A 22,154-nucleotide genomic window follows, 5' to 3' on the forward strand; every position below is an offset into this window, starting at 1 on the left:
TTGACTGTGCAAAATCGTTACGATTTGCTCCTCTGTAAAATTGCTTTTTTTCATTTGGATACCGTTTAAAAGTGAAATTTATAATTTTTTCTACTTTTAAATGGATACGGTTCGGGGAATGAGGACATAGGCAGTAAGCATATAATTGGCAAACTGGATGTGTATGTTTTTGAAGCTGTTGTAAAAAATAGTGATAATTAGTATCCTTTATAAACAAGTTGTTGTTATGAACAGCATGATTGAATACATGGTAACAGCGACTGGGTTCAAAGTTATCAAGATGTTTGCCCATTTTATAGTAAATTAACCTTAATAAGGTTTCAAACCTTATTAAGGTTATCCAATTATAGTCTCCTGAAAATTGCTTCTATGTCCTCAATCGTTACTTTTTCTTTCCAGTCGTACCCTACTGCGTGGTTCCACATGTGGTCTAGTTTATAAGAAACATGCGCCATGGCGTTGATTTGGGCGTCGGTCCAGTCTTTAGATAACCCTTGCGGAAGCGTAATGTTGTGTTTGGCAACCATTTCCTTAAACTCTGCTACGCCTTCTGGATAATAGTCTGCCAGATGGTTGAACGCAATGCAGTTGGAATAGCAATGGCGCATTCCCAAAATTTTGGAAAGCCCGTAGCTAATTGCATGACATATACCCACTTCTGAGTAGGTCAGGCTCAAACCACCCATGAGCGACGCCACCATGAGTTTATCGTCGTTTTCGGTGGTTTGCCCGCTGTTTTCTCCCAGATAAATCTCGCGGCAAAGTTTCATGGATTGCTCAGCGTATGCGTGTGAATACGCGTTGTTGAACTGCCCATTTTCGGACTCGATGCAGTGAATGTAGGTGTCCATCCCCACATAAAACCACCAATCGCGCGGTACTGTGGCAATCAGGTCTGGGTCGAGGATTACCTGATTAAACACCGTCCATTCACATTTTAACCCTAATTTCTTCTCGGGGCCCGTCAATACGGCGGTCATGGATACTTCCGCACCCGTTCCAGAGATAGTAGGAACACCGACGTGATAAATGCCAGGTACTTTAATCAAATCCAAGCCTTGATAAAGGGTCGAAGAACCTTCATTTGTTACCATCAGGGATACGCACTTGGCAATGTCCATAATGGCACCGCCGCCGATACCGATGATGCCCGATGGAAGGCCTTTGGTGGCCAAAATCTCGTCGCGGAGCGTGTCAATCTGTTCGGTTGTTGGCTCGTGTGGGTCTACGTCAATGAAGTAAACCGTATCTTCGGGCAATAAAGGCAGACGACTTTCAAGGTCTTTGCCTTTAAAGTAATTGTCTACGATAAACACCATGTAGCGATTGTTTTCGCGGCGGTGCGGGGCGATGATGTCGCCCAATTGGTTAAAACTTCCCCGTCCAAAAACGGTTTTCTCGATTCCTTTGAAATTTTTATGCATAACTTAATTTCGTTGCGGTTGGCCGCGTGTGTACCCTTATGAGGAATACAATTTTAGGTTATTTATTTAGGTTGATTATATCTATCGGCTAATTCATCCAAAGCGGTAATGATTTGAATTTTGAGTTGATTTTCAGATTTGAAAATAAGTGAAGCGGAATAGCTGAAACCGTCAGCTTCGTGGAAACCTTGGTCAATTTTCATAAAGCCTCTACCTTCAAAATTAAGATAGACAAACCAGCCGTCAAATTTGCGTTTACGCGCTTTCCCTCTGCCGTCGCTGTCATCACAAACGTAAATAGCTATATTCTGCTCTTTTTTGAAAAAATCTTCTGCTATTGCAGCGATTGTATGTAAAATTTGCTCGTCGGGTGGAATAGGCCCTTCCGGCTTTTCAATGCGTGCAATGACCAATTCATATACATGGTCTGCAATGGCTGGGTCAGCATCAAGGACGTAGAAACTGGGCTTGAATTTAACAAGGTAGCCTACTTTAAATTTTGTAAAGAAGAAGTAAACATTGTCTTTACCTCCCAAAAACTCAATTTGGTAGGGAGTTTGACTATTTCCCATTTGCTTTTTTCAATCGTTCGATAATAGCCCGATATTTAGGATTCGTCCGAGCTTCCTCCTGCATTTCTTTTTGTGTTTGGCGCTTACTTTCCATCAACCAACGCCCCAGACTTTTGGGTGGTTCGGTAAGTTTTTGTTCCGGTGTTTTCATTGGTCTTGCCGTTATGTTATACTTTTGACTTTTTATGGTCTTTCTGCAAAATGCTTTTTAATAAAAGCAATATCAAAATCAATAAACATAATTTTGATATTGCTTAGTTTCCTTTATGCAGGGTTGAAAATTAACACGTATACGCCACCATGGCTTTCCGAATGGCTGCTTCCAGCTTATTGGCCAACGTTTCTAACTCTGTCTGGGTCCAAGTGACACGAATGCCAAACGAAATCAAACGCCCGATAACTTCCTGTGATTTCGGTAGTTCTACATTGGCGTAATCTTGGGGTGCACCCAATACCTGCACGGCCAGCTTGCCAGCAGTGCGCATTTCTTTGATGTGGTCCCACTGATTGATGAAGTGGTACATGTTGGTAAACCAATAGTTAAAACCACCTACACCCGCAGCATTGAGTTCATTGACCACGGATTGTGCCGAATCGGTATCTGGTAGCAACAGGTTTAAGAACGTCGCAGAGTCGCCGTCTGGATCGGGGATACGTGCAAAACTTACGCCCGGTACATTGGCCAACCGGTTCATCAACCATTTTTTATGTTCATTGTTTTTCTCCACCATAAACGGAACCCGGCGCGTTTGGGCCAAACCTACGGCGGCGTGCAGTTCCGAAATGCGGTAGTTAAATCCAATAACAGGGTGCTGTTCCATGCCGCGATTGGAGCCGATGTGGTCGTGGCCGTGGTCTGAGTAGGAATCCGCTATTTTGTAGGCTTGCTCGTCGTTGGTGACAAAAACGCCACCTTCACCCGCCGTGGCAATTTTGAAGAAATCGTAAGAATACGCCCCTGCCTTGCCCCAAAGCCCCGTGAACGTACCTTTGTAGCTCGCGCCCATGGCTTGTCCTGCGTCTTCGACCAACACCAAATTGTGTTCCTTGATGACTTCCATGATGGCGTCCATGTCGGCCATTTGTCCGCACATGTGTACGAGACAAACTCCTTTTGTTTTGGGAGTGATGGCTTTGCGAATTCCATCGGCAGAGAGACAGAGTGTTTCGTCAACTTCGGCAAAAACGGGCAATGCCCCAATCATCAAAGCCGCCTCAACGGTGGCGATGTAGGTAAAAGGCGGAACGATGATTTCGTCACCGGCACCGATGCCCGCGGCCACCATGGCGCATTGGGCTGCCGTGGAGCCGCTTGATACCGCATGGGCATATTTAGCATTTACCACTTTACACACTTCCGCTTCCATTTCGCGGGCTTTCCAGATATTATTGCGTTGGGCTTCGTGGTTATAACGGAAAAAGATTCCGGTTTCTAACACATCGTTGATTTCTTTGCGCTCTTCGGCGCCGTATAATTCAGTTCCCGGCATATTGTTGTTTTTTTTTATTGAAACAAACTTTTGAGTATAGTCAGAAAAGTACAAACTCAAAGTGTTTTGAATGCCACAAAGTTAGTGATTTTACGAACTAGCCATGCACTTTTTATCCTATAAACGAAAGCTCACATTGGTTTTTATGGGAGGGTAATTGACGGGTTTATCGGAGAAAAAAAGAAAGTAAAGGGCGTACTTGCCTTTCATAAAGTGTTTTTTGGGGAGAATAATTTCTAATTGAGGTAATGAGACGCCGCGCCTGGCGTTTTCGAGGTGTATGTCGACAAGGATTGTCTGGTCGTTATCGGGTTGCGTAAATATACTCTTCTGACAATCAAACGGCAAGGAGTCGTTTTGGAAGACCAAATATTTAAGAAAAATTTCCTCAAATACTTTTTCAGCCTCCATCGGTTCAAGAATACTAATATGTAAATGGAGATTCTTTTGGGTGGTATAGGCTTTGTCTACACGGAGTTTTACGGTTTGTATCAGCAGATAACGATTGAGGCTGTCATAATAGCTCTTGGGATAAACTGGGTGTGGAATTGGATAGCTATAGAAACCGTTTTGCGCTAACCTATCTAAAATCTTAACTTCCATACAGGTATACCCCGACCGATTGAGGTGGTAGTTTTCCATTGCCATCAGGAGGCTGTTTTTCGTAGCATCTGCAGTTTTCAGTTTTATCGTGATGTATTTCAGATGGGCTGAAATGGAAAGAAAGGTCAGCCCTACAAACACGTATGTTTGAAGAGATGGTACATTTTTCAAAAAATCATACATTATCACGACCGAAGCCGCGGCTAAAAGCATAGAATAAATGACGTAACGTTCAGCCAAAGCCAAACTGATGTCGTGTTCATAACGTGAAAGAGCAGTTAAAACACTAATGGCAATCCCATACGTGAACAGTAGAAAAATGAAGGGATTTTGCTGATAATATCGGCGAATAATAATGGTTAAAAACAGTCCTAAAAACAAAACACCTACGATTTTGGCAAGCCAAATCAGCTGGGCCATTCCTCCCAGAAATGTCAGTAAAAAGGAAAAAGCTTCTGGTAGTTGCTCAAAAAGATTTTCGGCGGTGGGATGCTTGTAAATTTTTTGATAATCATAGAAATACCCCCCCAGTATCAAAATGCCAAAGAGAATCCAGTAGGTAAGCAGTCGATAGCGGCGCTGAAAAAAGAAGACGCATCCAATCAAACCAAAGCAAACAACGCCTCCGCCATTGGAAAAAATACCCAAAAGGGTGAATAAAAAAACGTAAAAAGTATTGAAAAAAGAATCAGGACTTTTGAGCGAAAAGTGAAATGCGGCAATACAAAATAGAACCGAAAACAAATTGGCATTTTGCATGGCCGCAAATGTGTTTGAAAGGGGCGCAAACAAAATGAACGCAATGGGAATAAGAAGCCAAGGTGTTTGTTTTAAATTTTGGTAAAAAATCCATACCACAAAAGGTAGGCAAAGATTGCCTGCAATAATCCACCAACGCAAGTCTATGTATCCTGAAATACTGTATTGCAACAATGCAAAAAGGCGGGTTACCAAGATTCTGTGTTCATTGTGCTGGCTAAACAGAATCTTAACTTTTTCCGAAAATGTATCAGCTTCGTGAAGCTGATTAAACATTTCCATCGTAAAAATATCGTCTCCTGTGGGCAGGTTAGTGAGGTATCTGTAAATAATGTACGTGAGCAGCAACCCAGGAATAACACACACATACAGTCCGTATCTTTTCAAATATGGTACAATAATCACGAGGAAAGTAGTTGAGGTAAAAAAACTCCCCCTTGTTAAAGAGGGGGGAATTTTAAAGAAATGAAATAGAAAAGGACTTTAGCGCGGTTTGTAGCCTTTTTCCCTTAATTCTTTGGCTGTTAACTGAATAACGCTCACTTTGAGAGAGATGGGCGACAACGGCGCGTCAAGTGAGTCAGTTTTGACGGCAGTGATGGCATCTACTACGTCCATGCCTTTGAATACTTGACCAAAAACCGTGAATTTATCGTCCAAACGGGCAAGGCCGTTTTTGTTTTGAACAATGTAAAACTGGCAACCCGCCGACAGCATTTCGGGGTTGTTGTCGCGCCCAGCTCCAACGGCACCGTATATATGACGTATTTCTTTCCGAAATTCGGGCTTTAATAAGTAAGGCGAGTCTGAAAATCCAGCGGGCGTATCGGGGCAGCCGCCTTGCGCTACAAAGTTGTTGATGACGCGGTTGAATGTGAGAGTATCCCAGTAATGTTGATTGGCGAGTTTGATAAAGCTCGCTTTATGGTTGGGCGTTTCGTCGTAAAGCTGGAAAAGTATCTCGCCTTTAGGGGTTTTGATTTGCCCTACGGCATACGTTTTTTCTTTATAAACAGAGCTTACGAGGACGATGGAAAGGGTGAGCAATGTGAGAGTTTTAAACATATCAGAAAGAGTAGGAGATGACGTTTCTCCAAAAATAAGCAAGAATCAGCAGAATTGAAAAAGTGGCCATTCTGTAAATGGCCACCGAGTTACCTTTTAAATTTCTTACTCTTCTTCTCCCAATCCTTTGGTCAACTCTGCCTGCACCGTTTGCGCACCCGTGATAACGATGGGAACGGAAGGCTTTTTGGTAAAAATGACTTCCACGAACCCATCTTGCGTCACGCCCGTTTTGACGTCGATGGGCTGGTAAACGCCTTGGGGTGTTTTGATAAATACATGGGCGGCTTCGCCCGTGCGCACCACCGCCGATTCAGGTAAGGTTTCGGCCTGACGTGGGAAGGCTTCAAGTTTACCATTGATGTATTGGCCCTCCAACAGGCGTAAGCCGTTGAGGTTGGCGTAGGCGTCTACGGTACGGCTCGTGGGGTCGAAGTTATTACCCAGCCCCGTGATGGTTGCCGAGCCTCCCGTAAATATCACCTTTTGCCCTACTTTGACTTGTGGGAGGTCTTTTTCAAATACTTTCAACACCAACCGAGCACCCGATTGATTCACAATTTCAAACAAAGATTCGCCCGCTGAGATGGATTTTCCAATCGTGGCATCGGTCATTTTGACCACGCCCGCAATGGGCGACCGTACGGCAATGGTACGCACGATTTGGTTTGTTTTTAGGTTTTTAGGGTCGATTCCAACAACCTGCAATTTGGCTTCCAATCCTTGTTTAGCTGCTTCGAGTACGCGGGCGTCAGATTCTGCCTGCTGAAGTTTGCGTTTTGCACCGACGTCTTCCTGCGTGAGGGTAGCTTGGCGTTGACGTTCTTGCTCCGCAAAAGTCAATTGTCCAACTGTTTTCCAGTAATCTTCCTGTAACTGAATGAGTTCCAGGCTTTCAACGGTGGCCAAAGTGCTGCCTTTACCCACTTGACTTCCTGCCAATACGTTGATACTGCGCACGATGCCACCGAGTGGAAAACTCACCGATGCAGTTTGTTGGGGTGGCGCTTCCACAACGCCGTTGAGGATAATGGCGTCATACACCATCCGCATTTCTGGACTGCCGAGGGTAATTCCGAAGTTTTTTTCTTGCTCGGCCGTGAGTTTGAGTTCGGTGGGAACGGCGGCAGTGGCTTCTTCGGTTTGGGCAGTTTCGGTTTTGGAACAGCTCAGGAGAAGAAGGCAAAAGGTAAAAGGCAAAAGATTTATCAATGCAGGTGTATTTTTCATTTTCTAATTATTTTCAATTTCAACATTCTTTAATTGGTCTATCGTTATTCAAAAAATCGCCACTGCGGCAGACTGCTCGTATATTCATCCCTTGTCATTCTATTCAATTCCTAGCCACTTCTCCAACTCAATGACCGTTTGGCTGAATTGAAGCTGTTGGTTGAGATAACCCTCACGGATTTGCCACGCCTGACGGGTATTCTGAAAAAACTCAATGTATTCGATGTCGCCCAAACGAAATTGTTTATAGGTAGTTTTTAGTAGTAAATCAGCCTGTGGCAGTGCTGATTGCTCGTAGTAAAGAAGGGTATTTTGAAGTTTGGCCAAGGTTTCGCGTAAGATTTTGACATTGGCTTCGGTTTGAAACTGCACCGCTTTCAGTTGATTTTCGGTGGCCTGTTCGCTGATTCGGGCGGCTTCGATGCGGGCTTTTTGGGGCTTGGTGTTGAGCGAAATACCTAATCCCCCCGAAACGTAAGTAAAACCCAACCGTTTTTCAATGGATTGATTGGCCACTCCAACGCGCCAGTCGGGCTTGAGTAGGGCACGCTCTAAGTCCGTAAACGTGCGACTGAGTCGGTTTTCTTCTTCTGCCAATGCCACATAACGATTGGTGCCTTCCTGCATCGCCGAGGAGCGCTGCAAACTCACTAACGTATCTATTAGAATGGGTTCATTGGAATACAACAACGCCTGTAAGCCCATGTAAGACGTTTGTATTTCGCGTACCAAAACTGCCTGACGGTTTTGCGTTTCGCGGCGATTTGTCTCCGACGCAACGAGCTCCAATTGGGTACTTTCACCCGTTTTGTAGCGAACAGTCGCCGCCTCTACCGCTTTTTGATAGAGGGTATCCTGCCCGCGGAGCAATTGTTGGAGGCGGTACAGATACAGGAGTTGATAGTATTGCTGTTTTACGTTAAAGACCAAGTCATTACGCTGAATATCCTGTTGCTTTTGGGTTACATTCACTTGCTGCGTCAGTACTTTTTCTCGACTACGATACACCCCGAACGGCTCAAAACTTTGCACCGCACTCAGCGTATAATCCAAGGGGCGATTCTGAATTTGCCCCGCCAATAAATCGGCGGATAATTTAGGCAACGACCACGCCGATTTCACCAACGCTTGCTGCGACTGTACGTTGAATTGCGTGGTTTTGAGCGTCAGGTTTTGCTGCGTTGCGCGTTCGATTGCTTGGGTGAGGGAGAGCTGGGCTTGGGAGGTAAGCGAAAGCGTCAGCACCAGTGAAAAAATGAATCCTTTCGGGGTGGCGAAAAAAAGGCATTTGTCACCCTGAAAGGGTCTAAGTCGTTGCCTTTTCGATTTAAAGCTACTATGCGAATTGTGGCCCTTTTCAGGGTGACAAATTACATTTCCTCTATTTTTTCGTTTAAAAATTTCCATGTTGGGTTGAAGTCGTTTATGAGTGCTTCTTTTTTATCTCTTTTAAAAAGCTTGATTTCTTTCTCCGATTCTATGGCATGCCATACAAATTGAAATCGCTGCCAAAACACGTGGTAAATACATTTGTACTTTCCAGCAAAACTTTTTTTTGTGCCTTTGGCATCGGTTTCATGTTCTTTCAGTCGTCGTAAAACCTTTCTGACTTCCTACTTCATTTTAAGTGTCCGCACTTTGAGATTTTAGATCCTTTCAGGATGACAAATCATTGCTTTTGTCTTTCGTAAATAGCGCATACAGCACGGGTAGTACGACTAGCGTCAAAAGGGTGGCGGATAAAATTCCTCCAATCACTACTGTAGCCAAAGGTCGTTGAACTTCTGCTCCGCCGGAGTTTGAAATGGCCATCGGAAGAAAACCCAACGATGCCACGGTAGCGGTGATGAGAACGGGACGAAAACGAACTTCTACCGTACGCATGATGCGCTCTCTAAGGTTACTAATTCCTTCTTTTTCAAGGTCATTGAGGTAACTTATCAGTACAATGCCGTTCAAAACCGCTACTCCAAACAAGGCAATAAAACCTACCCCCGCCGAGATGCTGAACGGCATGTCGCGCAGCCAAAGGGCAATGATGCCACCGATGGCCGACATAGGTACCGCCGTAAAAATGAGCAAGGATTCTTTGATGGAATGAAACGTGAAGTAAAGCAGTGCAAAAATCAGGAACAGTGCCAAAGGAACCGCAAAACTCAGGCGGTCTTTGGCGCGCTGGAGGTTTTCAAAGGCCCCGCCGTAGGTGTAAAAATACCCCGAAGGAAGCGTTGTTTTTTGTTCAAGCTGCGTTTGTACATCATTGACTACGCTCTCAATGTCGCGGTTGAGGACGCCGATACCGATAGTGATGCGGCGGCGGGTTTCTTCGTGCGAAATCTGAGCGGGGGCTTTGCGAAAATCAATGAGCGCTACTTCTGCCAATGGCACAGTGCCACCCGAAGGCAGGGGCACAAGCAACTGACGAACATTTTCAATGTCCTGACGGTGAGCGGAGTCAAGGCGTACCACCAACTCAAAGCGACGTTCTTCTTCGTAGACGGTTCCGGTGGTTTCACCCGCAAATCCAGAGCGAACCAAGCGGTTGAGGTCGGCGATGTTGAGTCCGTATTGGGCTATTTTAGCGCGATTATAGGTAATGCTTATTTGCGGTAACCCCACAATTTGTTCTACCCGCACACTGGCTACGCCATTCACTTTTTCAATGATTTTGGCGGCGGTATTGGCCCGTTCGTAAAGAATGTCCAAGTCATTACCAAACAGCTTGACCACTACGTCAGAGCGTACGCCCGTAATCATTTCATTGAAACGCATCTGAATCGGTTGCGTCATTTCTACGCTGGTACCAGGGAGCTCTTCGGCCAAAACGGCGGCCATTTTCTCCGACATTTCTTCGCGGTTTTGGGCGCTTTTCCATTCCGAAATGTCTTTCATGTTTATCATCTGGTCTACCATCTCGATGGGCATCGGGTCGGTGGGAATTTCGGACGCCCCCACGCGGCCCACAATTTGTTGGATTTCGGGAAAATGCTTTTTTAGAATTTGGTGGGCTTTATTGGCTGAATTGATGGTTTCGGTCAATGAAGTTCCCGAGGCAGTTCGAAAATCAATGGCCAAATCGCCTTCGTCGAGGGTGGGTACAAACTCGCCGCCTAACTGTGAGAAAATATAAAGTGAAACCCCAAAAAGGGCAACGGTGATGCCAACGGTCGCTTTTTTCCAGTTCAAAGCCCAGCGAATCATGGGTTCGTATCCGCGATAGAGCCACTTAAGAAAGCGCTCCGAAAAAGTCCAGTGTTTGTTTAGATTTTTGCCCATGACCAACGATGACATCATCGGTACGTAGGTCAACGATAGTACGAATGCCCCAAAAATGGCAAAACCCACCGTGAGCGCCATGGGCTTAAACATTTTGCCCTCTATGCCCACCAACGATAAAATGGGCAGGTACACCATCAAAATGATGATTTCCCCAAAAGCCGCCGACGTACGGATGCGCTTGGCGGTTTCGTACACCATGTTGTCGCGCTCGGCAGGGTCGTCTACGTTGTTTCGTTTGTTTTCCTCGTACCACACCTGAAATCGGTGAACGATGGCCTCCACAATAATCACGGCTCCGTCTACAATTACCCCAAAGTCAATGGCACCGAGCGACATGAGGTTGGCCGAAATGTCAAACGTGTTCATCATGCCAATCGTAAAAAGCATGGCGAGTGGAATCACCGATGCCGCTACCAAACCCGCGCGCAGACTCCCCATGAGCATGACCAAAACCACAACGACGATAAGTCCGCCGAGGAGTAGGTTTTCGGTAACGGTCGAAATGGTTTTGTTAATCAACTTTGTTCGTTCAATAAACGGCACGATTTCAATGCCTTCGGGTAGGGTCTTTTGAATACGGGCTACCCGTTCTTTCACGGCGTTTACGGTGTTGGCAGAGTTGGCTCCTTTGAGCATCAGCACGATACCACCCACGGCTTCCCCTTCGCCATTACGGACCAACGCTCCGAAGCGGTTGGCGTGCCCAAAACCGACGCCCGCCACGTCTTTGACCAAAACAGGGATGCCGTTCACATTCTTAACCACAATCTGTTCAATGTCAGAAAGGCTTTTGACGACGCCTTCGCCCCGGATAAACTGCGCTTGGCCTACGCGCTCAATGTAACTGCCGCCCGTGTTGGCGTTGTTGGTTTGGAGCGCCGTAAATAACTCAGGAAGCGTGATGTTGTGACTGCGTAGGCGCTCGGGGTTGACGCTTACTTCGTATTGTTTGACAAACCCTCCGAAACTGCTGATTTCAATTACACCCTCAATACCTACCAACTGCCGTTTGACTATCCAGTCCTGAATGGTACGAAGTTCGGTCAGGTCGTACTTGTCGTGAAAACCTTCTTTGGTAGCAAGTGTGTATTGGTAAATTTCACCTAATCCCGTTGTCAGTGGTGCAATCATCGGTTTGCCGAATTCCGTGGGAATATCAGCTTCCACCATTTTGAGCTGTTCGGATACCCATTGTTTGCCCCTGACAATATCCATTTCATCTTTGAACACGACTGTGACCACCGATAGGCCCAGTTTGGAAACGGAACGGATTTCGGTGACATCCGGAATATTGGCCAATGAAAGCTCAATAGGAGTAGTGACAAACTGTTCTACCTCCTGCGCGGCGAGGGTAGGGGTAAGGGTTAGGATTTGAACTTGGTTGGTGGTAATGTCGGGAACGGCATCGACGGGCAAACGCGAGAGCGAGTAGCCGCCCCAAATCACCAATGCCAGCACGGCCAACCCGATGATAAGTTTGTTTTTGATACTGTAATGAATCAGTGAATCAATCATGGTACGTTTTTAAGTTGTATTTGAGAAGTCAGGGTTGGTTATTAAGTTTAATCGAACAATTTTGCCACTCCGAAAGCGGCGGCGGCGGCTACTGCGCCGATGAGGGTTACTTTCAACGCGCCTAACCAAGGCGCTTGGCCAGTGGCTCTGCTTTTGAAATACCCAAACACAAACAAACAAAGCAGCGTCATTGCCGCTGACCATGCCAAGCCTTCGGTAGGTGTACTCGTTATAAAATAGGGCAATAAAGGAACAAAGCCTCCCATTGCGTACGAAATACCGATGGTAAGTGCGCTTTTACGGGCCTGATTTGGGTCGGGTTTTTGTAGCCCTAGCTCATATTTCATCATAAACTCCACCCATTTGTCTTTATCTTTGGCAATGTCTTCAACTACCTGATTCTGCAAGGGTTCGCTTATGCCCATATCGGCAAAGATTTCCTTGATTTCCGCTTTTTCTCGCTCTGGTAAATGGTCTACTTCCCAGTATTCACGTTTGAACTCCGCATCGTAATGTTCTACTTCGGTTTGTCCAGCCAGAAAACCGCCTAATCCCATTGCGATAGAACCCGCCACGATTTCGGCGATTCCAGCCGTGATAACCAGCGCGTTGCTGTCAACAGCGCCGCTTAATCCCGCCGCTAGGGCAAAAGGAACGGTCAAGCCGTCAGACATACCAATGACGATGTCGGTAATGAAAGCCGAACTGCTCAAGTGTTCTTCTTTGTGAAGAATAGAGCCTTCATGATGGCGAATGGTATCCATGAGGAGTAATGCTTAAAATTTTATGTGATAGAGTTTGCCTGAATGATTAAGAAGTAGGAGCTTACGCTTCGGCCAGAGTTTGTGAAAAAATTCAGAAATAGCGATACGTAAAATAGAAACGAACTTAGTCGGCTGCGTAAACGCATCCGAAAAGAGCCAATGCTCCCATGAAGGAAAATAAAACTACGCTCGGGGTGGACAAATCAACGCCTTGAAGGAGAGAAAGGCGTACGAATTAAGCCATTGGAAATTGGCTTTTTTGGCAAAAACAGGTAGACTGTAATGTTCAAGGGCAATCGTCACCGACGGCAAAACACAAAGACCCGCTACGCCGTTGAAATCAACACTCGGAAGGTGGTGTTTGGTTTGTTTGGTATGGTTTGAATCGGCAGAATAATGCATGAGCATAAACTGCCAAAAGCTCAATGGTTGGGGCGATTCCTGCTTATGTTCTTCAAAGTGGGCCCATACTTCTGGCGAGCGCAGCAGGTCAGCCGCCGCCCGGGGGAGGAGACTTTGTGCCAGCACCACAAATGCCAAACTGTATGCTACCAAAACTTTCATTAAGAAATGTTGTTAATCAACAAAAATAGGTTTATCCGTCGAAGAATCGACTCGTCGTGTTCATTTTGTTGGGAATTTAGAATTAGTATAGATATTATTATCTGTAAAGTATTGATTTGTAATAAATTATATTTTTTGTTTTGGAAGGATGACGCTTGTCATTTGATATTCTTGCAATAGAAATGTTATTTTGTAGTTGTTTATTTAAACTCAATCTAAATAAATTCGTTATTAACCATTATTTAGCTCTTTCATTGATTTGAAAGGCGAAAAGATAAAAACGAATAACGGACGGAGAATACAGAATGAAAACCATTGCTGATTTAAAAATAGGAGAACGCGCTTTTGTAAAGGCATTTCGCCAAGTGGATTTATCGTTGAAATTGCTGGAAATGGGCTGCCTGCCCGGTTCTGAAGTAATGTTGGATTTTATAGCCCCCTTTGGCGATCCCCTCGGTATTCAGGTCAATGGCTACTGCCTTGCCCTGCGCAAAGACGAAGCAGCAACGGTTTTGGTTGAAGATAGCATTTAATACACTTTGAAAAAGACACCCACCATAGCCCTTATCGGCAATCCCAATAGCGGCAAATCTTCCTTATTTAATCAACTCACCGGCTTGCGCCAAAAGGTGGGAAACTTCCCAAGCGTAACGATTGAAAAAAAATCGGGAACGTGGTTGTTGGACCCCAAAACTGAGTCCATCGTCATTGACTTGCCCGGTTTGTACAGCTTGTACCCCAAGTCGCTGGATGAACGGGTGGTGATTGATATTTTGGCCAATCCCGCCCATGAAAACTACCCCGATGTGGTGGTGATGGTAGCCGATGCCTCCAATCTTAAACGCAATTTATTGCTTTTTACGCAAGTGGCAGATTTGGGGCTGCCCGTGGTGTTGGCGTTGAATATGCTAGATGTGGCGCGTGACAAGCACCTTCAGGTCAATGCCGTAAAATTGGCCATGAAACTTGGCGTACCCGTGGTGCGTATCAATGCTAGAGTGGGCGAAGGCTTAGATAATTTGAAGCAAGCCGTCGTGCAAACTCTCGAAAGACCCGTAATCACGACGCTGAATCAAAAATATTTTTTTAATCCTGCCGATCAATTCCCAGAATTAATCAACGACGTTAAGCGTACCAATCAACTTTCCAATAATTATCTGGCGTTGCACTACGTGCAGCAGCACGATATTTTTTCGTTTTTGAACACCGAAAAAAGAGTCGCTTTTGACCAACTCATTGAGAAGTATGACTTCAAAGAAAGTGGGTTTCAGGCCGCCGAAACCATGCATCGCTACGCGGTGATTGATGGTTTGGTCAAGGATTCGGTCAAAGCGGCGGATGATTTTTTGGTAAAACCGCTGTGGACCAAGCGACTAGATGCCATTTTGCTGCATCCTTTTTGGGGGTATGCGGTGTTTTTGATGGTGTTGCTCACCATTTTTCAAGCCGTTTTTACGCTCGCCACCTACCCGATGGATATGATTGATGCGGGTGTGTCGGCGCTGAATGATTGGCTAAAACAACAGCTGCCGCCCGGAGCTTTAACAGATTTATTGACCGATGGACTCATTGCGGGTATTGGCGGCGTGGTGATTTTTATTCCTCAAATTGCCTTTCTCTTTTTTCTGGTGGCTTTGTTGGAAGAATCTGGCTATATGGCCCGGGTGATGGTCATTATGGATAAACTGATGCGTAAATTCGGTCTAAACGGCAAAAGTGTGGTGCCGCTGATTTCGGGCGTGGCTTGTGCAGTACCCGCCATTATGTCGGCGCGAAGCATCGGGAACCGTAAGGAGCGTTTGCTTACCATTCTCGTAACTCCCCTGATGAGCTGCTCGGCACGTTTGCCCATTTTTACCATTTTGATTGCTTTGGTGGTTCCTGCAACGCCCGTTTTGGGCTTTTTTACCTTGCAGGGATTGACGCTGATGGGGCTTTACCTGCTGGGTCTGGTGAGTGCGTTGCTTTCAGCTTGGGTCATCAAAGGAATGGTGAAAAATACCGAGCGCGGTTATTTTGTGATGGAAATGCCGACCTACAAGACTCCAAGGTGGTATCATGTGGGCTTGTCGGTGTGGGACAGCGTCAAATCTTTTGTGACCGAAGCGGGAAAAATCATCGTAGCGATTTCGATTATTTTGTGGGTGTTGGCGTCGTATGGCCCAGGCGATACGATTGCGCGGGCGGAAGAAACGGTCCAGAAATCCAATCCTGCACTGGAAGGCGCCACGCTCGACAATGCCGTTGCGGCTTATAAATTAGAACATTCTTACGCGGGGCATTTCGGTAAATTCATTGAACCAGCCATCGCGCCTTTGGGCTATGATTGGAAGATTGGCATTGCCTTGCTGGCGTCATTTGCGGCCCGTGAGGTATTTGTCGGAACGATGAGTACCATTTACAGCATCGGCAGCGCCGCAGATGACGACAATGGCACCATTAAAGCCCGAATGCGTGCCGAAATCAATCCCAAAACGGGTAAGCCAATGTACACGCCTGCGTTGGCGTTTTCGCTGTTGATTTTCTACGTATTTGCCATGATGTGCATGAGTACCATTGCGGTTGTCTACCGCGAAACCCACGGCTGGAAATGGCCCCTGATTCAGTTGGCTTATATGACGGCGCTGGCGTATGGACTGGCTTTTGTGACGTATCAGTTGTTGAAATAATTATTTATGCGTCCGAATTTATGCGTTCGACGGTTTTGAACCGTCAGACGCATAACGGAAGTTTTATCAAAAATACATTTTCTGCGCAATCCGAAAGGTGTTGCAGTGTGCTTCTACAATGTCGGCAATGCGCGGGGAATACCCCCCACCCATCGACACCACCACGGGAATATGGTGCGCTTGGCATTGTTCAAACACAAATTCATCGCGTTGGCGACAACCTTCGATACTTACTTTAAGGTTACCCAATTTATCCGTCCCCAAAATGTCAACGCCCGAAATGTAAAAGGCAAAATCGGGGTTTTGCTGTTCAAAAAGAGAAGGTAACGTTTGGGTAAGAAGTCCTAAATATTCGGCGTCTTGGGTGCCCGTTGGCAGGGCAATATCTAAGTCAGAGATTTCTTTGTGCAAAGGATAATTGTCTTTACCGTGCATTGAAAAAGTAAACACGCGCGGGTCGTTCTGAAAGATAACGGCAGTGCCGTTTCCTTGATGCACATCTAAGTCAATGACCAGTATCTTAGTAGCTAATTTGTTTTCCAACAGATAATTAGCGGAAATGGCAACGTCATTCAAAAGGCAAAAACCTTCGCCACGGTCGGCGTAAGCATGGTGCGTTCCACCAGCTACGTTCATCGAAATACCGTATTTTAAGGCATGGTGCGTACATTCAATCGTGCCTTGGGCAATGCGGGTTTCGCGCTCAATGAGCCGCGCCGACAACGGAAAACCGATGCGTCTGACCATCTTTTCTGAAATCCGTAACTGCTTCAAATCTTCCCAATATTGGCGGGTATGTACGCCCAAAATCCAACGCTCGTCTAACGTGCCGGGCGAAAAGAAATTTTCGGTTGAGCAAGTGCCTTCGTAGAGGAGTTGCTCAGGAATGATTTCGTATTTGAGCATTGGGAAACGGTGTGGTTCGCCATTGGGGCCTGTTGGTAACTGATGACAGAAAATAGGGTCGTTGGCAATATAGAGCATGAATGGATGAAATGATTTGGGGGATATTTTCGTTAATAACAGACACACATTTAATCAATTTCGTAAAACAATGAAAGTTAATTATTTGAACATCATGATGGGGCTTGCGGTGGCGGCAATGAGCTGGTCGTGTAGCCCAGATGCCTTACAGGACCTAACGCCGGAGGATTCACAAGTGTTTATAACAAACTACGAGAAAAACACCAATTTCGGAAATTATAGCACTTTCAGCTTGGCGGATAGTGTATTTGTGGTTCAAAATGACCGCTCGGGAGTAGCCACGACGGCGTTGGATTTTCGCGTGTTGAGCCGCGTGGCCGAAAATATGACCAAGCGAGGCTACGCCCGGATAGACAAGACTGCCAAGCCTGATTTTGGGGTAAACGTGCTTCGTATCAGCGAAACTCAGACGGGGGTGGTAGCCAATTATAATCCTTGGAACAGTTATTGGGGCTATGGTGGCGGCGGTTTTTATTATCCGCCTACGTACTCTTATTATCAAAGTACGGAAAGGTATTGGTACGTTGAAATCATCGATCTTAAGAATGCTGGCACAAGCGACAAAGCAACGGTGGTCTGGAATGCGCAAATACGAGGCGATGGAATTTTTGATGAAAATGCCGTTGCATCGGTCATTGACGCAGTTTTTACGCAATCAACCTACCTTAAAAAGAATTAAAAATGCAGCAATAGGCGGGGTTTTTGGACCCATAAACCTCAAACGTTGCTCGTTAAATAATACAAAATATGAAAAGAGTCATTAGTTTGGCCATTGCCCTTGTCTTTTCGGGAGAACTCTTTGCGCAGCAAGTGGTTGACCGGCCCGAACTGTTTAAACGTCAGTCTCCCTACGAACGTTATACTACTTACCGGGTGTCGGTAACGGGCGGATTGGGACTGCCAACGGGTACATTTGGTAATTACATGGATAACACAACGCTGCGTAATTACAACGTTGCGGTTGACTTTGTCTTTCCTAAAACGAACTTGTCGGCGGGTCTTTCCATAGGCTCGCAATACTTCCAAAATCGTATTGGAAGGCAGCTTTATAGCTCTGACAATCAGGATGTTTCTGCGGTTCAAACGCGTACTTTTTCGGCCGTACCTTTGGTGCTGACGGGGAGTTACCACGTTGGCAACGTAAATGCCCGCGTGCGTCCTTATGTGCAAGTAGGGCTCGGTGGCGCGTTTGCCGAATTGATCAATTATTGGGGAAACATTCCGACGGGAGATAATGGCTTTCGATTCGTGGCCCAAGCGGGAGCGGGAGTGCGTGTGCTGTTTAAAAAACAGGGGAAATTGGGCTTGGAAGCAGGAGCTACGTACCAACACTTGCCGTTTGAGTCTGTCGCCGAAGGAATCAAAGACGCTTCAACCCTCAACGCCCGCGTAGGACTGTTCTATCGTTGGTGGTAGAATGAGTAGGCAGTTTGCAGCAGGCAGTACTATTTTGTATACTGCCTACTGCAAACTGCCCACTGCTTACTATTTAAGCTTCAATCGTAATCTCGTGCGAGATTTCGGCCAATGGTTCAAATTGGGCCGTTGCGGAGCAGTATTTCTCCATGGAGAGTTTTACGGCGCGCTCTACTTTGGCGCGGTCGAGGTTTCCTTTGAAGAAATAATGAATGGTTATTTTGCGGAAAGGCGAGCGCTCAGTATCATCTTCTTTGATTCGGTCGCCTTCAACCGAAATCCGAAAATCCAATATCTCCTGACGCTGTTTTTTTAATACCAGCACGACGTCAATGGCCGTACAGCCACCGAGTCCCATCAGCAATAACTCCATCGGGCGAGCGCCCATGTTTTTGCCGCCAATGTTTGGAGAAGCATCGGTGTGTACTTTTTGGTCCGATGAACCCGTGGCCTCAAAATGAAAGCCGTCGTCTACGCGTACTAATTCTACTTTCATGATTTTTGAAAAGTTAACCGTTATCTTTTGGCCAACACGCTATTGTTTGTCCGCCAACATTTCTGTATCCTGAATCAGGAGCGAAAGCCCGACCACTTTTTTGGTTTCAGGATTACGTTTGAACGTGATGATTGAGCCGTATTGGCTGGTGGATTTGAACGTATCTGGTTTATCTTGTTTCAGTAGCTTATTGGCTCCGTTTTCATCGGCTTCTCCAAACAACGCGCCCTCTTTGAGGGTGATTTTGTACGCACTAAAATACCCGTTGTCTTTCATTTTGTACGTTCCCACGTAGTCAGACAATGAATCGGCTGTGCTTGTTGAAAGCGCCACCGGGGAAGAATTGGTCAGGGACATCAACAAGACGCTGATTCCCAGAAAACAAATTGGAATCCACTTTTTCATCTTCGTATGTTGGTTAAGGGTAAAGACGAAGCCTAAGCTTCGTCTTCGATGATGTTGATTTTGGTAATTTTATCTCCTTGTCGGATGGCATCAATGACGTCCAAACCGTCGGTTACTTTGCCAAAACACGTGTGGTTGCGGTCGAGGTGGGCGGTGTTGGTGCGGCTATGGCAGATAAAAAACTGTGAGCCACCCGTGTTGCGACCTGCGTGTGCCATCGAAAGAACACCACGGTCGTGGTACTGATTGTTGCCCGTCAATTCACATTTGATAGTGTATCCTGGACCGCCACGGCCAGTTCCTTGTGGACAGCCTCCCTGAATCATAAAATTAGGAATGACGCGGTGGAAAGTAAGGCCATCGTAAAATCCACTTTTTGATAATTTGATAAAATTGGCAACGGCAATAGGGGCATCCTGATCGTAAAAATCAATCAACATGGTCCCTTTTTCGGTAATCATTTCAGCTTTAGGCATTTGTGTATATATTAACGGTTATTTTTCGCCGGAGCGAGTGGTTTTATTTAATTTGGGATACAAAGGTACGCAAACAGTTTTAGATTGAATTTGTTGATACCATAGATTTTAAGGAGCGGAGGGGTCGTTAAAAACAAAAAAAACGTTGGTTTGAACGAGGCTTCCGCTTTAATTTGTGCAAAACTCATTTACAATCATGGCCAATCACGAAGTCATTATTATCGGAGCGGGTATCGCAGGTTTGTCTTGCGCCAATTACTTATCACATTTTGGCATTACCCCTCTGGTACTGGAGGCCGCCGATGCGGTTGGCGGACGGGTGCGAACCGATAAAGTCGATGGCTACCTGTTGGACCGGGGCTTCCAGATATTATTGACGGCGTATCCAGAGGCACAACGATTGTTGAATTACAACGCATTGGCGTTAAAATCGTTCCGTTCGGGCGCTTTGATTCGCAAAGACAATGAATTTTCGGTCATCAGTGACCCCTTCAAAGAACCTACTCAAGTGTTCAAAACCCTTTTTTCATCGGTCGGGACGCTGGTTGATAAGCTCAAGGTACTTCAATTGTCAAACAATGTAAGCAAAGAAGCTACCGAGGCTTTTTTTTATGAACACGCCACCGATACGCTTACTTATTTGCGCAATTATGGCTGGAGCGATGAGATGATTGCCGATTTCTTTAAACCTTTTTTTGGGGGCGTATTTCTGGAAAATGAATTGGAAACCTCCAGTAACTTCTTTCGGTTTATTTTCAAGCAATTTTACACTGGCGACGCCGTCATTCCTGCGGGAGGAATGCAGGCCATTCCCGAGCAAATGGCGGCTAAATTACCGCCTCATACCTTGCGATTAAACACTAAAGTAGAAAAGATTGAAGGTAATAAAGTTCATCTATCCGATGGTAAAACGCTAACTGCTAAAAATATAGTCGTGGCAACCGATGCCCGACAAGCTGATGTGCTGTTGGGGCGGAACCTGAAACGGGAATATAACGTAACGACCTGCACCTATTTTGCCGCCGAGCGTTCGCCGTTGAAGGAAAAGATGCTGGCGCTCAATCCTAATCGGTTGTCTGTGGTGCACAACTTGTGCGTGCCCAGCGATATTGCTCCCTCGTATGCGCCCGAAGGCAAAGCGTTGGTGTCGGTGAGTACGCAGGGGTTAGAATTGTTTGACGAGAAAAAACTAACCAACCACATCGTACAGGAACTGACCGGTTGGTTTGGTGATGAAGTAAAAACGTGGAAGCACCTTCGTACGTATCATATCCCTGAATCGTTGGTCAAATACCCCGCAAATGCGCCCGCAACTAATTTGAAAATCAGCGAACATTTGTACGAATGCGGCGATCATACTTCTTATCCGTCGTTGAATGCCGCAATGGCCACGGGTCGAGCGGTAGCCGATATGATAGCGGGGATATGAAGTCCGAAATTCAGTTTTTCAGGGTGTTTATATCTAAAATTTAAGCAAAAAGTTGGCCATTTGCCGCCCCGATTGAAACGCTCCTTCCACATTTCCCTGCCCGAATCCGTCCCCACCCATCAATAGTGAAAACGGAGTTTTACAGACGTAATAGGGCTTAGGGTAAGATTTTTCGGCTAAACTGTACCGCCAACGATGTACCTGAAACGATTCAATATGCGCTTTGGGAATCCACTCACTGAGCGAATCAATGAGCAATTCACCCGTTGTGATAAGGTCTTCTTCTAATTGCTGCTTGCTAAAGGCGGTACTGGCATGAATGGTGATGGACGTTGTTTCTGAAATCCCTTTTTGGGAATTATCGGCCACCCATGCCACGGGGCCTTGCCCAAATTTGAGGATGCCTGGCGTTGGAATATGGCTATTCCCATTCAAAAGTACCATTACCGCAATGCAGGGGGCATATTCTATACTTTCAAAAACACTGGACTCGGCTGCTGAAAGCAGATAACTGTCGTTTAAAAGCACCAAGGCTTGCGGGGCAGGAAGGGTAAGAATGAGCGTATCGGCCTCATAGGCGTGTCCTGATTCGGTCAGAACAATACAACCGTTTTCATCCCCTGAAATGTGTATTGCGCGTTGGCTAGTTTGTACATTGAGTGGTTCCGCCATGTATTTGGCAATGCTGCTCATGCCCTCCACTCCCACAAAACGCGGATGATGAAAAGAAATATCACTAAATTCGGTTTCTTGCAAGGCCCATTCCTTAACGATTCCTACTTCGGTTAGTGCCGAAATAAATTGTTGAAACTCGGCGGTACGGGCCGTAAAATACTGGGCACCGTGGTCAGCGCGGGCATTGGCCAGACGTCGGGTTGCCATGCGCCCGCCCACGCCACGCCCTTTGTCGAGAACCGTGACGTTCCAGCCGTTTTGTTGAAGTATATGCGCGGCAGTCAGCCCCGTCATTCCCGCACCAATAATTATACAAGAAGGCATTTTTTATGAAAAGTT

The 22,154-nt window shown here is 46.0% G+C and carries 21 protein-coding genes and 1 pseudogene; 5 read left to right on the forward strand and 17 right to left on the reverse strand.

The features are described 5' to 3' along the window. The 12 genes and pseudogenes from DVG78_RS30340 to DVG78_RS12585 all read right to left on the reverse strand — a co-directional run. Positions 1-292: pseudogene (locus DVG78_RS30340) on the reverse strand (hypothetical protein); the annotation flags it as partial. Positions 293-344: 52 nt separating this feature from the next. Then, positions 345-1,424, reverse strand: coding sequence for an iron-containing alcohol dehydrogenase family protein (locus DVG78_RS12540; protein ID WP_114461433.1), 1,080 nt, complete (start codon positions 1,422-1,424; stop codon positions 345-347). A gap of 62 nt (positions 1,425-1,486) precedes the next feature. Continuing rightward, positions 1,487-1,996 (reverse strand): DUF6169 family protein, encoded by a 510-nt coding sequence (locus tag DVG78_RS12545; RefSeq protein ID WP_114461434.1) that lies wholly within the window; start codon positions 1,994-1,996, stop codon positions 1,487-1,489. Continuing rightward, on the reverse strand, positions 1,986-2,147 hold the full coding sequence (locus DVG78_RS30060; RefSeq protein WP_158550018.1) for a hypothetical protein: 162 nt from the start codon (positions 2,145-2,147) through the stop codon (positions 1,986-1,988). The genes DVG78_RS12545 and DVG78_RS30060 overlap by 11 nt, the downstream gene beginning before the upstream one ends. Before the next feature lie 130 nt (positions 2,148-2,277). After that, a complete protein-coding gene (locus tag DVG78_RS12550; protein WP_114461626.1) occupies positions 2,278-3,486 on the reverse strand; it encodes a DegT/DnrJ/EryC1/StrS family aminotransferase in 1,209 nt (402 codons plus the stop codon). A gap of 117 nt (positions 3,487-3,603) precedes the next feature. Beyond that, on the reverse strand, positions 3,604-5,253 hold the full coding sequence (locus tag DVG78_RS12555; RefSeq protein WP_147277068.1) for a hypothetical protein: 1,650 nt from the start codon (positions 5,251-5,253) through the stop codon (positions 3,604-3,606). A gap of 78 nt (positions 5,254-5,331) precedes the next feature. Further along, complete coding sequence (locus DVG78_RS12560; protein WP_114461436.1) at positions 5,332-5,913, reverse strand: peptidylprolyl isomerase; 582 nt, start codon at positions 5,911-5,913, stop codon at positions 5,332-5,334. Positions 5,914-6,018: 105 nt separating this feature from the next. After that, the gene (locus tag DVG78_RS12565; RefSeq protein WP_114461437.1) at positions 6,019-7,143 is read right to left on the reverse strand and encodes an efflux RND transporter periplasmic adaptor subunit; all 1,125 of its coding nucleotides are present in this window, start codon (positions 7,141-7,143) and stop codon (positions 6,019-6,021) included. A 99-nt stretch (positions 7,144-7,242) separates the two neighbouring features. Then, positions 7,243-8,388 carry a TolC family protein gene (locus DVG78_RS12570; RefSeq protein ID WP_229598214.1) on the reverse strand — a complete coding sequence of 382 codons (1,146 nt, stop codon included), beginning with the start codon at positions 8,386-8,388 and terminating at the stop codon, positions 7,243-7,245. Positions 8,389-8,799: 411 nt separating this feature from the next. After that, positions 8,800-11,937 carry an efflux RND transporter permease subunit gene (locus DVG78_RS12575; protein ID WP_114461438.1) on the reverse strand — a complete coding sequence of 1,046 codons (3,138 nt, stop codon included), beginning with the start codon at positions 11,935-11,937 and terminating at the stop codon, positions 8,800-8,802. 47 nt (positions 11,938-11,984) lie between these two features. Continuing rightward, positions 11,985-12,701, reverse strand: a complete 717-nt coding sequence (locus tag DVG78_RS12580; protein WP_114066448.1) for a VIT1/CCC1 transporter family protein — start codon at positions 12,699-12,701, stop codon at positions 11,985-11,987. 183 nt (positions 12,702-12,884) lie between these two features. Then, positions 12,885-13,265 (reverse strand): hypothetical protein, encoded by a 381-nt coding sequence (locus DVG78_RS12585; protein ID WP_114461439.1) that lies wholly within the window; start codon positions 13,263-13,265, stop codon positions 12,885-12,887. A gap of 305 nt (positions 13,266-13,570) precedes the next feature. On the opposite strand from DVG78_RS12585, the gene DVG78_RS12590 reads away from it, so the two are divergent. Then, a complete protein-coding gene (locus DVG78_RS12590; RefSeq protein WP_114066446.1) occupies positions 13,571-13,798 on the forward strand; it encodes a FeoA family protein in 228 nt (75 codons plus the stop codon). 6 nt (positions 13,799-13,804) lie between these two features. After that, positions 13,805-15,934: a ferrous iron transport protein B gene (feoB, locus tag DVG78_RS12595; RefSeq protein WP_114461440.1), complete on the forward strand. Its 2,130-nt coding sequence runs from the start codon at positions 13,805-13,807 to the stop codon at positions 15,932-15,934. Positions 15,935-16,000: 66 nt separating this feature from the next. Here the strand turns inward: feoB and DVG78_RS12600 are convergent, their stop codons facing one another. Next, positions 16,001-16,918, reverse strand: coding sequence for a histone deacetylase family protein (locus tag DVG78_RS12600; RefSeq protein ID WP_114461441.1), 918 nt, complete (start codon positions 16,916-16,918; stop codon positions 16,001-16,003). 70 nt (positions 16,919-16,988) lie between these two features. Here DVG78_RS12600 and DVG78_RS12605 point away from each other — a divergent pair, with 70 nt between their 5' ends. Together DVG78_RS12605 and DVG78_RS12610 are read left to right on the forward strand one after the other, a co-directional pair. Further along, on the forward strand, positions 16,989-17,597 hold the full coding sequence (locus DVG78_RS12605; RefSeq protein WP_114461442.1) for a DUF4136 domain-containing protein: 609 nt from the start codon (positions 16,989-16,991) through the stop codon (positions 17,595-17,597). 68 nt (positions 17,598-17,665) lie between these two features. Then, positions 17,666-18,334: an OmpW family outer membrane protein gene (locus DVG78_RS12610; RefSeq protein WP_114461443.1), complete on the forward strand. Its 669-nt coding sequence runs from the start codon at positions 17,666-17,668 to the stop codon at positions 18,332-18,334. Positions 18,335-18,407: 73 nt separating this feature from the next. Here DVG78_RS12610 and DVG78_RS12615 read toward each other — a convergent pair whose 3' ends face one another. Genes DVG78_RS12615 through DVG78_RS12625 form a run of 3 tightly spaced genes read right to left on the reverse strand, consistent with a single transcriptional unit; the run spans position 18,408 to position 19,711 of the window. Beyond that, positions 18,408-18,830 (reverse strand): OsmC family protein, encoded by a 423-nt coding sequence (locus DVG78_RS12615; RefSeq protein ID WP_114461444.1) that lies wholly within the window; start codon positions 18,828-18,830, stop codon positions 18,408-18,410. A gap of 39 nt (positions 18,831-18,869) precedes the next feature. Continuing rightward, a complete protein-coding gene (locus DVG78_RS12620) occupies positions 18,870-19,235 on the reverse strand; it encodes a DUF3471 domain-containing protein (RefSeq protein ID WP_114461445.1) in 366 nt (121 codons plus the stop codon). A gap of 32 nt (positions 19,236-19,267) precedes the next feature. Then, positions 19,268-19,711 (reverse strand): peptidylprolyl isomerase, encoded by a 444-nt coding sequence (locus DVG78_RS12625; RefSeq protein WP_114066439.1) that lies wholly within the window; start codon positions 19,709-19,711, stop codon positions 19,268-19,270. Positions 19,712-19,907: 196 nt separating this feature from the next. On the opposite strand from DVG78_RS12625, the gene DVG78_RS12630 reads away from it, so the two are divergent. Further along, positions 19,908-21,140: an NAD(P)/FAD-dependent oxidoreductase gene (locus tag DVG78_RS12630; protein WP_114461446.1), complete on the forward strand. Its 1,233-nt coding sequence runs from the start codon at positions 19,908-19,910 to the stop codon at positions 21,138-21,140. 33 nt (positions 21,141-21,173) lie between these two features. On the opposite strand, the gene DVG78_RS12635 is transcribed toward DVG78_RS12630, so the two are convergent. Beyond that, the gene (locus tag DVG78_RS12635) at positions 21,174-22,139 is read right to left on the reverse strand and encodes an NAD(P)/FAD-dependent oxidoreductase (RefSeq protein WP_114461447.1); all 966 of its coding nucleotides are present in this window, start codon (positions 22,137-22,139) and stop codon (positions 21,174-21,176) included. Positions 22,140-22,154 lie beyond the last annotated feature (15 nt).

The sequence above is a fragment of the Runella aurantiaca genome (genome assembly GCF_003339505.1).
In the GTDB taxonomy this organism is placed as follows: Bacteria; Bacteroidota; Bacteroidia; order Cytophagales; family Spirosomataceae; genus Runella; species Runella aurantiaca.

Excerpts from the sequence above, each read along its gene's own strand:
- DVG78_RS12540 (WP_114461433.1), bottom strand. The coding sequence starts at position 1,424 with ATGCATAAAAATTTCAAAGGAATCGAGAAAACCGTTTTTGGACGGGGA.
- DVG78_RS12545 (WP_114461434.1), bottom strand. The coding sequence starts at position 1,996 with ATGGGAAATAGTCAAACTCCCTACCAAATTGAGTTTTTGGGAGGTAAA.
- DVG78_RS30060 (WP_158550018.1), bottom strand. The coding sequence starts at position 2,147 with ATGAAAACACCGGAACAAAAACTTACCGAACCACCCAAAAGTCTGGGG.
- DVG78_RS12550 (WP_114461626.1), bottom strand. The coding sequence starts at position 3,486 with ATGCCGGGAACTGAATTATACGGCGCCGAAGAGCGCAAAGAAATCAAC.
- DVG78_RS12560 (WP_114461436.1), bottom strand. The coding sequence starts at position 5,913 with ATGTTTAAAACTCTCACATTGCTCACCCTTTCCATCGTCCTCGTAAGC.
- DVG78_RS12565 (WP_114461437.1), bottom strand. The coding sequence starts at position 7,143 with ATGAAAAATACACCTGCATTGATAAATCTTTTGCCTTTTACCTTTTGC.
- DVG78_RS12575 (WP_114461438.1), bottom strand. The coding sequence starts at position 11,937 with ATGATTGATTCACTGATTCATTACAGTATCAAAAACAAACTTATCATC.
- DVG78_RS12580 (WP_114066448.1), bottom strand. The coding sequence starts at position 12,701 with ATGGATACCATTCGCCATCATGAAGGCTCTATTCTTCACAAAGAAGAA.
- DVG78_RS12585 (WP_114461439.1), bottom strand. The coding sequence starts at position 13,265 with ATGAAAGTTTTGGTAGCATACAGTTTGGCATTTGTGGTGCTGGCACAA.
- DVG78_RS12590 (WP_114066446.1), top strand. The coding sequence starts at position 13,571 with ATGAAAACCATTGCTGATTTAAAAATAGGAGAACGCGCTTTTGTAAAG.
- DVG78_RS12600 (WP_114461441.1), bottom strand. The coding sequence starts at position 16,918 with ATGCTCTATATTGCCAACGACCCTATTTTCTGTCATCAGTTACCAACA.
- DVG78_RS12605 (WP_114461442.1), top strand. The coding sequence starts at position 16,989 with ATGAAAGTTAATTATTTGAACATCATGATGGGGCTTGCGGTGGCGGCA.
- DVG78_RS12610 (WP_114461443.1), top strand. The coding sequence starts at position 17,666 with ATGAAAAGAGTCATTAGTTTGGCCATTGCCCTTGTCTTTTCGGGAGAA.
- DVG78_RS12615 (WP_114461444.1), bottom strand. The coding sequence starts at position 18,830 with ATGAAAGTAGAATTAGTACGCGTAGACGACGGCTTTCATTTTGAGGCC.
- DVG78_RS12620 (WP_114461445.1), bottom strand. The coding sequence starts at position 19,235 with ATGAAAAAGTGGATTCCAATTTGTTTTCTGGGAATCAGCGTCTTGTTG.
- DVG78_RS12625 (WP_114066439.1), bottom strand. The coding sequence starts at position 19,711 with ATGCCTAAAGCTGAAATGATTACCGAAAAAGGGACCATGTTGATTGAT.
- DVG78_RS12630 (WP_114461446.1), top strand. The coding sequence starts at position 19,908 with ATGGCCAATCACGAAGTCATTATTATCGGAGCGGGTATCGCAGGTTTG.
- DVG78_RS12635 (WP_114461447.1), bottom strand. The coding sequence starts at position 22,139 with ATGCCTTCTTGTATAATTATTGGTGCGGGAATGACGGGGCTGACTGCC.